Source organism: Catenovulum agarivorans YM01 (assembly GCF_000281085.1).
In the GTDB taxonomy this organism is placed as follows: domain Bacteria; phylum Pseudomonadota; class Gammaproteobacteria; order Enterobacterales; family Alteromonadaceae; genus Catenovulum; species Catenovulum agarivorans.
Genome location: NZ_JH767545.1, coordinates 33,635 through 48,198, shown reverse-complemented (window position 1 = coordinate 48,198; position 14,564 = coordinate 33,635). Strand labels below are relative to the sequence as shown.

At 39.5% G+C, this 14,564-nt stretch carries 5 protein-coding genes; 2 read left to right on the top strand and 3 right to left on the bottom strand.

Annotated features, from left to right (window positions below; genetic code table 11):
- Positions 1-57 precede the first annotated feature (57 nt).
- The 3 genes from WSC_RS0120840 to WSC_RS0120830 all read right to left on the bottom strand — a co-directional run bounded on the left by WSC_RS0120840 (position 58) and on the right by WSC_RS0120830 (position 2,784).
- Positions 58-636 carry a hypothetical protein gene (locus tag WSC_RS0120840; protein ID WP_157447378.1) on the bottom strand — a complete coding sequence of 193 codons (579 nt, stop codon included), beginning with the start codon at positions 634-636 and terminating at the stop codon, positions 58-60.
- Between the two features lie 163 nt (positions 637-799).
- The gene (groL, locus tag WSC_RS0120835; RefSeq protein ID WP_016957899.1) at positions 800-2,437 is read right to left on the bottom strand and encodes a chaperonin GroEL; all 1,638 of its coding nucleotides are present in this window, start codon (positions 2,435-2,437) and stop codon (positions 800-802) included.
- A gap of 56 nt (positions 2,438-2,493) precedes the next feature.
- Positions 2,494-2,784, bottom strand: a complete 291-nt coding sequence (locus WSC_RS0120830) for a co-chaperone GroES (RefSeq protein ID WP_016957898.1) — start codon at positions 2,782-2,784, stop codon at positions 2,494-2,496.
- 235 nt (positions 2,785-3,019) lie between these two features.
- Between WSC_RS0120830 and WSC_RS0120825 the strand changes: the two genes are divergently transcribed.
- Both WSC_RS0120825 and WSC_RS24975 read left to right on the top strand, forming a co-directional pair.
- A complete protein-coding gene (locus WSC_RS0120825) occupies positions 3,020-4,084 on the top strand; it encodes a tetratricopeptide repeat protein (RefSeq protein WP_016957897.1) in 1,065 nt (354 codons plus the stop codon).
- 171 nt (positions 4,085-4,255) lie between these two features.
- A partial coding sequence (locus WSC_RS24975) for an Ig-like domain-containing protein (protein ID WP_040395410.1) occupies positions 4,256-14,564 on the top strand: 10,309 nt, incomplete at its 3' end.

Genomic DNA, 14,564 nt, shown 5'->3' with positions numbered 1-14,564 from the left:
ATACGTCAAAATCGCTTGGTAATCATACCATCAGTTTCCCTTGGTAATCACACTAATTCAGCTACAAGCATTCTTCAATTCAGCTTGCATACGCCATCTATTTACAGAAGACATTTCGAGTAAATAAAGTTTATCTCTTAGTTTTACTTCATAAAAATGTAATTCAGCTCGACCACCTACTAATTTAGACATGTAGCCATTATGTTTAACTACTAGCCTTCCAGTGAATTGTAACGTCTCATTTAAATTTAATGGATAAGATTCTTCAATATTGTCATTGTCTTTGCTAGGGGAATAAGATTTCGGAAACACTAATCCTTCATAACCATAATTTTTCAATAATCGTGCTTCTTCAGATTTATTCTTGTCGATAAAAACGATTGGATATAAAGAGCTACTTAATATATCTGTAATACTATAAACATTTACTTCGCGAACAGGAAAACATCCACCTTGAACACTCAAGGAGGACGTAACACAAGATGAGCAACCTAACAGTAAAATACTACTAAGTAATATCTTGAATCTTTTTAGAAGATAACTATTCAATGCGACTTGCTTGTTGGCTATGTGGCCCAGCAAAACTAAAGATAAAAAAATCAGGCTGAAGAATAAGACAGGGCGTGTCCAATCCATAATCACTCATTCCATTGATAATTAAGTTGGGTGAAATCTTAGCAGTTAAAACAACAATGTAAACTCAGAATATTTATAATCTTTTGATTTTCAAATAAAAAAGCCCGAGCATAATTAATGCTCGGGCCTTTATATCTGGAAAGTATTTCAGCGTATAGCGGGACTACATCATACCGCCCATTCCGCCCATTCCGCCCATATCAGGTGCTGCAGGTGCGTCATCTTTAGGAATTTCAGTAACCATAGCTTCAGTAGTAATCATTAGGCCAGCAACAGATGCTGCGAACTGTAATGCACTACGAGTAACTTTAGTTGGATCTAAAATACCAGCTTCTAACATGTCACCGTATGTGTCGTTAGCAGCGTTGTAACCATAGTTAGCTTCGCCTTCTTTAACTTTGCTAACAACTACAGATGCTTCTTCACCAGCGTTAGTAACGATTTGGCGTAAAGGCGCTTCCATTGCACGTAGTGCAACTTTAACACCGTGGTTTTGGTCTTCGTTTTCACCTGTTAATTCAGCAATTTTTGCTGCAACACGTACTAATGCAACACCACCACCAGGTACAACACCTTCTTCAACTGCAGCGCGAGTAGCGTGTAACGCGTCTTCTACACGTAACTTCTTCTCTTTCATTTCAATTTCAGTTGCTGCACCAACTTTAATTACTGCAACACCGCCAGCTAATTTAGCTAAACGCTCTTGTAGTTTTTCTTTGTCGTAATCTGAAGTTGTTTCTTCAATTTGACCACGAATTTGTGCAACACGGCCTTTAATTGCTTCTTCATCACCAACACCGTCGATGATAGTTGTATTGTCTTTGCTTAATACAACACGTTTCGCTTGGCCTAAATCTTCTAACGTTGCTTTTTCAAGCTCCATACCGATTTCTTCAGAAATAACAGTACCGTTAGTTAAAATAGCTATGTCTTGCAACATTGCTTTACGACGGTCACCAAAACCTGGCGCTTTAACCGCTGCAACTTTAACAATGCCACGCATGTTATTTACAACTAAAGTTGCTAACGCTTCACCTTCAACATCTTCAGCAATAATTAATAGAGGCTTGCCAGCTTTCGCAACGCCTTCTAACGTGCTTAACAATTCACGGATGTTAGAGATTTTTTTATCAACTAATAAGATGAATGGGTTTTCTAATTCAACAGTGCCATTCTCTGGTTTGTTGATGAAATAAGGTGATAAGTAACCACGGTCGAATTGCATACCTTCAACAACGTCTAATTCGTTTTGAAGTGCTTGGCCTTCTTCAACAGTGATAACGCCTTCTTTACCAACTTTGTCCATTGCATCCGCAATGATTTGACCAATTTCGCTATCAGAGTTAGCAGAGATAGTACCTACTTGAGCAATTGCTTTGCTGTCTGCACATGGTTGTGATAAAGCTTTTAGCTCTTCAACAGCTGCGATTACTGCTTTGTCGATACCGCGTTTTAAATCCATTGGATTCATACCAGCAGCAACAGCTTTTAAACCTTCGTTTACGATTGATTGAGCTAATACAGTTGCAGTAGTTGTACCGTCACCCGCTTCGTCGTTTGCTTTAGACGCAACTTCTTTAACCATTTGTGCGCCCATGTTTTCGAATTTGTCTTCTAATTCGATTTCTTTAGCAACAGACACACCGTCTTTAGTAATTAAAGGAGCACCAAATGATTTGTCTAAAACAACGTTACGACCTTTAGGGCCTAAAGTAACTTTAACTGCGTTTGCTAAGATGTTTACACCCGCAAGCATTTTTACGCGTGCGTCTTCACCGAATTTTACGTCTTTAGCTGCCATAATTCTCTTTCCTAAATTCTAAACTAATGATTACTAACTAATTGAGGTTGGGAGAATTAACCTTCAACCACACCTAAGATGTTTTCTTCTTTCATGATCAATACTTCTTGACCATCAATTTTTTGTGTTTTTTCGATGTAGTTACCGAATAAAACTGTATCGCCAACTTTTACATCAACAGGCTTCACTTGACCGTTGTCTAAAGTACGGCCATTACCAACAGCTAACACCTCACCTTTAGATGATTTTTCAGCTGCACTACCAGTTAAAACGATGCCGCCAGCAGACTTAGTTTCTTCTTCTAAGCGCTTAACGATAACGCGATCATTTAAAGGACGAATATTCATCTTCTCCAATCTCCTGAGAAAGTAATTACACTAATGTTATTTATAAAACTCGACCTAGTGGTCAAGCAAATCTTGAGTTGTAGCTTAGATGGGGATGCAAAAAATCTTCACAAGGGCTGGAGTATAATTTTTTTAAATTTTTTCGAAAAAAGTTGGGATAAGGCATTTAGGTAAACAGCAGGTTACGGAAATTGTACTAAAATTAATCAAAGAATGTTGATTAAGGGGCGCCGTAATGTTCCGATTTCGTTTTATCTTGCTCACAACCTGCTTATTGCTGTTAGTGGGTTGTCAACATTTGCCTGACTATTTAAGACTGACGGTTCAACAACCAAAAATTCCGCAGCCTGAAATTTACTTTGTCGATTTTAAAGCACCAACTGAAAAATATGATTTCCTTGAAGTAACACCACAGATGCAGCAGTTTTTGCATGACCTTCAATTAGATGGCATGCAGGAATCCGACAAAATAGTCACCATTTATGATGCTATTTTTAAAAACAAAGGTTTTAAAATTGACTACGAAATGTTCACAACTGCCTCTGCAGGTGAAACCTTTGAAAGTAAAACGGGCAATTGTGTATCTCTCACTGCGATGTTTGTTGCGTTGGGGCGCAGTGCTGGATTAAAAGCCAAATTTCAGGAAGCCAACACAGCACCTATCTGGCATTCAGAAAACGGTATTTTTACCGAACTGCATCATATAAATACCCTGATGTACCGTAATCGTAATATCTCAGTTGTTATAGATTTATACAATAAATACGCTTACCGACCGCGTGAAGGCAGAGTCATATCTGACGCTGAAAGCTACGCATTTTATTACAATAATAAAGCCGCAGAAGCCATGATGGCGCACGACAATGCCAACGCATATTTTTATTATCAAAAGGCGTTAACCTACGCTCCGGAACTGCCTTATATGTGGAGCAATTTCGGCACTTTATTTACCCGAATTAAAGAATACGAATTGGCAGAGCAAGTGTATAGGTATGCGCTCAATTTGAATCCTAGAGAATATAACGCACTGCTCAATCTACGTAGCTTATATTATCAGACTGACAGGTATGATTTAGCTGAGAATCTCAACAACATTATCGATGCAGAATATGGAGATAACCCTCATTATCTAAAATCTGTTGCAGAGCGTGCTTTGATGAGTGGTGATATGGAAAAAGCGGTTGAATATATAAAACGAGTAGAACAAATTAAACCAGGGTTAATTGACCCCAACTCAATCATTTTGACCAATAACCAAAATCAACGAATTGAGTATCAAATAGATATCTCCAAATATTAATTAAAATTAATTCACATAATTCAAGCGCATAACTTTAGTAAATGTTAATTTGGCACTAAACTTAGTGCTAATTTCTTATTTTATGTTTCAGCGTAACTTAGCTGTGTCAAAATCATGTGTTAGAAAAAACACATGAATAATATCAGGACCTATTGTCCATCAGGAGATAGAATGAAAACGCCAAGTTTTTTTCATCTGGTAAAAACCTTGCCTGTTTCACTAGTGTTTGCTTTGTCCGCGTGTGGTGGAGATAATTCCACTTCAACGACCATCCCAAACACAAAACCAACGCAACAAACACTTACAATTAGTCAGCAAGAGTATTCCGACTTTGTTCTTCCTAAACGTTTTGTCAATGGCCAACCTGTGCACTTTGTTGACAATACGAATACTGCTAGACGTGCACTGCCATCAAACCAACAAACCGACGTTACTGGCGACTTTAATCAAGTAACAACATCTCCGTGGCAAGCTCAGTTGCTCAATTTGCCGTCAAGTGTGCAGGGCGGTTTTTTTGTTCGGCTAAAACTGACGGCGAACACAAGCACCCCACTACCTAACCGTTTGTTTTTCAGCTTAGCGCAAGCTGAAAAGAATATTCTATTGTGCGCACCTTGTAACACTCAAGACTTTGTGCAAAACAGCGCCAGTAATGAAATAGATATTACGCTAACAGGTATTAACCCAACCAACTTTGATCTTACGCAAGGCACACATACAGTCGAAATTTGGGGACAGTCTACCGCCGACCTCGACAGCAACACGATTCGGCTAGTCGCTAGCCAGTCATTTTCTTGGCAACCGGCAACAATCAATTTAACGTCAATCGAACGAACTGCAGCTTCTGTTACCGTTAACTGGCAACCGCTAGCAGGCGATTACCAACACTATAATGTTTATTGGCAAGAAGATACTCAACCACAACAACAAAAATTATCGTTAACCAGCAACTCTTTTAGCTTCCCGTCATCTGGGGGTAGCTATCAGGTGCAAATTAAAGGTATTGATAGCCATGGTGAATCGGCACAGTCTGAAATTATCATGCTGGGTAACCAAGCACCGGTTTTTGCACCAACGACAATCACTCTAAGCGAAGATAGTCAAAGCCAATTTAATATTAATAGTGCTATTTCTGATAACGAAAATCACCAAGTTAGCTTTGCGACTGGTACTTTCACAACGGTACAAAATGGTAGTGTAACTCTCACAGCTGAAGGTGAAGTAACTTATACACCTGCTAGTAATTTTGCAGGTTTAGACTCTTTTTTGTTTGAACTCGCAGATGAATTTAACGCAACTTCCACGGCAACAATTGAGTTTAACGTATTAGCAGTTAATGATATCCCTATCGCAACGGCAGATACTTTTAGCGTAAACAGTGGCCAAACGAGTTTCCAAATACCCTATTCAGAGCTATTAAATAATGATAATGATCCTGACGGTGATATTATTACAGTTGCACAAACTAGCATCCAAGATGTTGAAAACGCTGAAATTCAATCAACAAGCGATAGCCTAAACTTTACAGTTTCGCGAGACTTCATCGGCCAAGTGAGGTTTAGTTACCAAGCAACAGACGGTACAGCACTGTCAAATAGAGTTAATGTAGTAGTAAATGTTGGAGATATAGCTCAATCTGTCCGTGCCATAAATGATAGTTATCAGTTGGATGAAGATTTAACACTAACTGAAAATTTAACCACCAATGATTCAATTAACGCCAGCTTACCTTTTGAATTATCTATCATCACAGATCCAATTCACGGCAGTTTGATCTTAGACCAATCAGGGCAATTTACTTATCAACCGACTGCTGATTTTAATGGTAGCGATTCCTTTGATTACCAAATAGCGCAAGCAGACATCACAGCGCAAGCGACAGTAACAATAACGGTTAATCCAATTAACGACATACCTAGACTGCAAGCCGACAACTATTCGATGGATAAAGGTGAGTTGTTAAGTGTGTTAGCACCCGGAGTGTTAGCCAATGACTCTGAGGTTGATGGCGAAAGTTTAACAGTTACGTTAATAACACCGCCGACTCAAGGCTCAGTCACCTTAAATTCAGATGGAGGGTTTAGCTACCAAGCTAACGACGTATTTGTTGGTAACATCAGTTTTATCTACGCTGCCACAGACACAGCGGGTACCAGCGCGCAACAAACGGTCAGTATTAATGTTAAAGATATTAACTTACCCCCCATTGTTAGCAATGGTAACTTTGTCACTATTGAAGAACAAAGTATTAGTATTAGTTTAGCTAATTTAGCGCAAGATCCCGAAGGCGACAGCTTAACCTATGTTATCGAAACTGACGCACAAAATGGTCAAACAAGTATTGAAGCTAGCATTTTAAAATATCAGCCCGCAACTAACTTTTTTGGTAGTGACCAAATTATTTTCTCAGTTTCAGATGGAGTAAACGACAAAGTACATGGACAAATTGATTTAAGTATTTCTGCGGTTAACGATGTACCAGTGTTTACGCAAACAAGTTTCGAAGTCGATGAAGATAGTAATAAAGAGATTATTTTAGCTGACTTCGTCCAAGATGCAGAGCAAGACAGCGTAAGTTATCTGATTCAACAAGCACCACAATTTGGCCAAGCCAGCATACTCAATGGCACTTTAAGTTATACACCTAACCTCAATTTTTCGGGTTTAGATACAGTTACCCTAACCTTAACTGATAGCCAAGGCGGTAGCAGCCAAGTCACCATTCAATTTGCAGTAGCAATTGAAAATGATCCACCAGAATTTAATGTTGAAACTTGGACTGGTGACGAAGATGTGACTTTATCTATAGACTTAACAGAGTTTGTCAATGACCCTGATGGTGATGATTTAACTTTTACACTTTTAGCTGCGGCGCTTAATGGCCAAACGAGCTTAAATGCAAACACCTTAATATTTGTGCCTAACCCAGAGTTTTCTGGAGAAGACAAAGTGCAATTACAAGTATCAGACGGCCTGCTGACGGACTCAGCAGAATTCTCGATCCTCATCCAAGCTGTAAATGATGCGCCTATTGCACAAAACGCACTCGCAAATATAAACAGTAACACCAGCGCGTTAATTGACTTAAGCCTCTATGCTTCAGATGTTGAAAATGACAATTTAAGCTATTCAATTCAAACACCGCCAACACAGGGTTTTGCCAGCATAGACGGAAGTTCTTTGTTATATACACCCAATTCAGGTTTTGAAGGTGCTGATAGCTTGTCCTTTTCAGTGAATGATGGTGAGTTAAATTCAAATATTGCAACCATATCCTTCACTGTCGCTAATAATCAGCAATCGTTTACTCCAGGGTTAAAAGGACATTTAGCAGTAGAAGACGAGCTAAACGACATCCAAGTTAACCAAGATTTAGCCTATTTAGCCACGCAAAGCGGCATTATTATTTACGATGTATCGGATCGTGCATCACCAACTTTGCTCGACACAATAACAACATCAAGTCCTGCAAAAAAACTTTACTTCCACTCAGGTGTTTTATACGTCATCTTAGAAGGTGGCCAAATTGAAAGTTGGGATGTATCAAGCGGCTCTACGCCTATTAACTTGGCTAGCCTGCACTTAGGTGGAGAAATTACCGACATTGCTGTAGCTGGCCCATATTTATTGTTACCCAACAAATATGATGGTGTTGATTTTGTCTATAGTGACCAAGGGCAAACTTTGGAAAAAGCACTGCAATTTAACCACTATGAAAAAGTAAATGCAGTGGCAACTAATGGCGAGTTTATCGCCATGGCAACTGACCAATCTATTTATGTAATTAACACGGATGATATTGAATCACCAGATTTAAATAGTGCGACTAAATACAATTTAGCTGGTGTCAGTCAAATGTACTTGAGTGCGGATAACATGCTGCACGTTGCGTGCAATTTGTGCGGTTACAAGGTGTTTAAAATCGAAAGTAGCAATTCTGATTCGGCTAGCACAACAGGTGATACTGCTGCCGCCACAACGAGCTTACCTATTGTAACTTTAGTGCACGACAACAACAGATTCTTCCCTACGGATATCGCGATTAGTCAAGGTTATGCCTTGTTCAACGACAGTTTATTTAGCAATGCATTACCTATTGTCAATATCACTAATGAACAAGCACCCGTCTTTAGCCAACTAATAGACTTAAGTGGCGTTTCTCTGAATAAAAGCAAAGCTATATCCATAGATAATCAATTTGTTTATGCGGTTGCGAATAACCATTTTTATATAGGTCAATATAGAGCGTTAGCGAGTGCTGCGAGTGACGCTAGCTCACGCTTTAGCTTGAATTATTTTGCTTTTTTAAACCCTCAAGTGACAGATGGTGCATATTTTGAAATCCAAGCAGGCTACCAAATAAGTGATGATTTAAATGATCTTGTACAGTCTGTTTCATTTTATATCGATGACGTGTTACTCGGCACAGACAGTACTTGGCCATACACGTATCGTGCCCAAGCGCTCAACGATGATTTTGTCGTAAAAGCTAGGTTCAAATTTATTGATGAAGTTGCTTTTGACGTAACGCAAACCCTATCTCCTATCCCAGACTCTGATTCTGACGGTCTGAGTGACTTAGTCGAATTGTCGCGATACAGTTCAGATAAAGATTTAGCCGACACAGACAGTGACGGTTTATCTGATTTAACTGAAGCAATTATCTTTAGCGAATTAGACTTGGTCGATTCAGACTCTGATGGTGTTGACGATAAAGTTGAGTTGGATGCCAATCAAAGTCCAATTAGCTCTGATAGAAATGTGCCCAGCATTAACAGTCAATCTCCTGTTAGTGGTGCAACCGATGTTTGTGAATATGAACCAGTCGTTATCCAGTATGACGAAACCATTAGCGTACGTAATTTAAATACCAGCAGCTTTTATATCACGCAAAGTGATGAACAAATTGCGGCTGTTGTTAGCTTTCTAGAGCAAAATAAAAGCATAAAATTAGAGCCGCAGAGCAACTTATTGTCGAACACTAGCTATGAGGTTTCAGTACCAGCAGTAGCTGATTTGGCAGGTAATTTAACAGCTGCATATAGCTACACTTTTACCACTGGTGCATGTACAGAAAGCGCAAGACCAAGCGTTGCTAATATATTGCCTGACAGTAATAGCACAAACATCTCCACCAATACACGGGTTATCATAAAGATTGATGAGGCAGTAAAAGCCAGCACAGTAAATTTAACGAATGTCAATTTACTCGACCTTACGACCAATCAAACAATTGCTGGCTCGGTCAGCTTACAAGGGGCAAATGACACCATCATATTTATCCCTGATGCGCCGCTTAAATCAGGCCGCCAACATTATTTAAGCTTAAGTACAGGTATAACTGATTTATTCGACAATCCTTTGTTTAGCTATACTTCCCGATTCACTACGGGTTACCAAGCAGACACAACTGCGCCTAAATTAACCGCATTCAGTCTTAATGAAAATGATAGTTTTGTGCCAGTAAATGCTGTAATCGCAGCTAAGTTTTCAGAAGCAATTGATCCGTTAAATCTATCTGGTGTTAGTTTCACTGATCAATCCAGCAATCAATCTATCGGATTTAGCTTAAATTTAGTCGATGATAATACACGCTTATTGATTCAACCGACCGAAGAATTGACAGCTGATACGATTTATCAGGTTACAATCGAAAACGTCACCGATTCAAGTGCAAATATATTGGCGCAAAGTGAAACACTAAACTTCACGACCTCAGACATTAGCTCAACCGGCACGTTAGATGTTTCGAATTGGAGCTTTAAATCGTCGCAAACACAAATGCCGACATTGCCAGTTATAACTGTTGAATACAACAAAGCGGTAGATCCGACCTCAATCAACGATTCAAGCATATATTTATGGGATAACGCTGCCGGCTTTAAAGTTGCCACCAGTAAATCTTGGTCAGTCGACCAAACCCGCATAACCCTGACACCACAACAAGCGTTGAAGCCCAATCGTAGGTATACAATTTATACAAGCTATGATCAAAGATTAAAAGATATAACAAACGCCTCAAGCCAAACCTATAGGACTAGAAGTTTTACTACAGGATATACGACTGATTCTACTGCCCCTACCTTGGTAGACACAGGGATTACAAATAGTGCACTTATCGTAAATGAGCCAATAATTGTGGCATTTAGCGAAGCTATCAACCCACATTGTCAACACGCTCAACTAAAACTAGCAGATAGCCAAGGGGCGCAGGTCGATTATGATTTATCCATCAGTTCTGATTTAACTTACATCGAAATTAAACCAACTGAAGCGCTGGCGGGTGACAGTCAATACACTCTATCTATTGAAGATTACTGCGACATGGCAGGTAATATTTTACCAAGCCAACAGTTACAATTAACTTCAGCAGCAGACTCTCTGACAGATGCTCAAGCGCCAAGACTGGTAAATGTTTCGCCAGCCCATGCTACAACAAATGTTGATTTAACCGCGCAAATAGCTGTTACATTTGATGAAGTGATATCCCCACTATCGACAATGAAATTAACCCACTCAGGTATTGAAGTTGCGGGTACAACCAGTGTTTCAGGCAATACCATTACTTTTGTCCCCAATGAAAGTCTGCGAGGTAGTACTAGGTATACAGTGACAACTGCATACACGGTATCGGATATTTATGGTAATAATGGGTTTATTTCTACTCGTTATTTCGACACTGTCACGCAAATCGACACGACTAAACCACAAGTTGTCAGCACCGCGCCTTTGAGCGGACAAACAGAAGTTGACCCAACTCAAACGATTCAAATTAATGTTAATGAAGCACTAACCAGCAACACAATTGTGAGTGCCAATATAGCTTTATTCCATAACGGCGATAAATTATCCGCGTCTATTTCTCGATCTGCAGATAATAAATCTATCTTAATTAATTCAACATTACCGGAACATGCGCTTATAAGTTTAGTTTTAACCAATGGTTTAACTGACCTAGACGGCAATCAATTAGACCCTTATGTAATGAGCTTTACCACTGGTGCTAACACGAGTGAAGTTACACGGCCGCGTGTAATTGACGTCACCCCGCCTTCATCCGCATATTCATTGTCGAATTTAGATACGCTGTATATCTATATGTCAGAAAGTATAGATGAAGCAAGTTTACAAGATAACTTGTATGTAACACAGGATGGCGTATTGTTACCTGTTGAGATCAACACGCTCGCTGACAACAGAATTGTTAAAGTTTCAAGTGCCAATGCGTTTGCCAACAATAGCTTAATTTCGCTAAATCTTACTTCAAATATTACCGACCTAAATGGTAATTATTTGTATGCATACAGCACAAATTTAACCATGAGTGATGGTATAGACAGTGCAGGTTTACGCCCTTACCCTGTTGATTATTCACCAAATAGCTTTAGCCGAATAGACATCACCAACCCTGTCATTCGGGTCAAATTCTCTGAAGCTATCAGTCAGGGTTCAGTAAACACAAGTAACTTTGTTTTAACCGATACTACGCAAAATACTATAGTTCCAGTTGAGCTCAGCTTGTCTAATAATCAATCTGTAATCAGTGTGTCACCACAAATTCAACTGAGTGTGGGTCATAGTTATACTTTGCGGATAGAAAATGCGATTGAAGATACGGATGGTGACAGCCCAACCGTTGATCGCTCTATGTATTTCACCGTCAACCAAGATGCGATTGTAGATGATCGGGCACCACAAATGTTTACGATTAGTCCTGCTGATGCAAGTACAAATGTACCGTTACAAACTCAGTTATCAGTTGCGTTTGATGAAGCGGTCGACCTGCTTTCATTTGATTATTTAGATGAAATATACAATAGCTTAATCATTAGCTCTGACAATAAAGTAGTCACGTTAAAACTGGCACAGCCATTAGCTGAAAATCAAAATGTTACTTTATCCTTGCCAAAAATTGCAGACTTTGCCGGCAATACTGTAGTGGACATAACCACAAGCTTCAGCACCAGTTCGGAATTAGATTTCACCTCGCCTACTATTGTGACGCAAACTGAATTAACTAACCCTATGAGTCGTAATCCTAAGTTATTCTGGCAATTTAGCGAAACAATCGACTTTACCAGTTTAGAAGGTAGTCAAATCTATATTTTTGACACGGTAGAAAATAAACAAATTCCAGTAAATTATGCTTTAACCCACCAAGGAAGCCGCTTGAACATGCAGCCACAAGCTCAACTCGCTGCAGATCGCCGCTACTCCTTTGTAGTATATGGCCTTCAAGATCTGGTTGGACGAAATATCAGTTACCAAGCAAACAGCTTCCATACTGGATTTGAATCAGACAATACTGCGCCAGAGCTCGTAGCGGCAAGCATGCTAGATAGCGCAACTGATATACCAATTAATCACAAAATCAACTTACAATTTAGTGAAGCCGTCACTTTAGTTGCTAACCCAGTTATTCAACTTAAAGAAAATGGCGAAAGTATTGATTTAGATATCTCGTTTTCAAGAGGCTTAACTGTATTAACTATCACGCCAAAACAATTGCTCAAAGCCAATACTCTGTATCAATTGACCATTAGCGGTATCCAAGACCTCGCAGAGAATAGCTTAGAGCAAAGCATAGTGCGTAACTTCACGACAGGATCTCAAGCAGACCTGATTGCACCAGACATTGAAAATTGGTCTTTGGTGCAGTCAAATCAAAACGAGGTGGCGCTAAACCCAGAATTCATATTAGAGTTTACTGACGCAATAGACAGAGCAACCATTAATTCTGACAGTTTATATCTATATGATAATGGGCATAACAGATACGTGGCATTAGACTATATCTTCGCTGATAATTTGAACATGGTTAAAGTTAAACCAACCGCGTTACTTGAAGCGAATAAGAGTTACACCTTATATGTGTCAGCCTCACCCTACATTACTGATTTGGCGGGTAACAGAGCAAACTATCGATGGTATAACTTTACCACCGGCAGTACGGTAGATACGACTGCACCAGAGTTGTCAGCAACGAGTATTGCTAGCCAAGCGAGCGACCTGCCAGTAAATGCCAAAATATCGATTGTATTTAATGAGCGTATTAGCCGCACGTGTTTTGGCGAATGTGTCAAATTAGTTGATAGTCAGGACAATATAATTGCTATTTCAGGAGAGATTAATAGTGACTTTACTGGCGCAACCCTAACCCCAGAGCAAAATTTAACGCCACTTGAAAATTATCGACTTATTGCCGACGGATTAGTAGATTATTCTGGCAATGTCTATTCAGGCACTTTACTTGAGTTTTCAACAGGATCGATTGCACTTGAAGATGATCAAGCACCTAATTTACTGAGTATGACACCTGTACATGCGAGTACAGAAGTACACCTAGCGACTAATCAAATTCAACTCACTTTTGATGAAGATATTTCATTAACCAGTAAAATAGCTGTCAGCGCAAATAGTTATGCAGTAGCAGGCCAACAATCCGTTTCAGGACAAACGCTAACATTTACTTTCGACGAGCCATTGCAAGCCGACACCAGATACACAATCAGCTTGTTTAATAATATTACCGATTTTGCCGGCAATAGCAGAAATTTATCAACTCGTAGGTTTGATACAGATACCACCATGCAAGATTCAACGGCACCAAGTATTGTTAGCCTGTCACCGAATTCTGGTAGTACGGATAATAGAGTGAATACTGAGATTTGGGTTGAGTTCTCTGAACCCATGAGCTCGACAACATTAAACAGTAATAACATCCGACTGTTTGAAAACGGTCAAATTAAATCGACCTCTATTAGCCGTTCAGCTGACGGTAAACGAATTAAACTGTCTGCCGGCACACTCGCGTCCGCTAGCACTATATCAGTTGTATTAAACGACAATGTCACTGATTTAGCTGATAACCCTATTACACCTTATATAGCTAGCTTTACCACAGGAATTAACTTAGTAGAAACTACTCGCCCCTATGTTGACAGGCAATATCCGGCAGCGAATAGTCTACTATCATTTACCCCTGAAAATATTCAGTTATATTTGTCAGAAGACATTGATGCTGCAAGTGTTCCAGCTGAAATTCAGCTAGCAGTAAATGGCGAAAGCAGCTTGGCTAACCTAAATTTATCGGCAGCAAACGTATTAACGATTACGCCAAACACCCCATGGCAGCAAGGTGATAGAATTGACTACTCAGTGCCGAGTCAAATTAGAGATCTAGCGGGTAATTACATAAACAACTACGACACAAATATCCAGATAAAAGATCCGGCTAATGACGATGTCTATGTAACTGGGTACTTCCCATCCTCGTATGCAACAAATTTACCAGACAATGTACAAATGAGCGTTCAATTTAGCCAAACAATTAACCCGGCAGATGTCACTGATGATTTCTTTGCATTGTACGAGCACAATACGGGTAATCTAATCTCGACAACCCTGACGTTACATCCAGATGGCAACCTAGTCTTTATCACACCTGAGCAATCGTTAAGCTCAGACACCTTCTACAGAT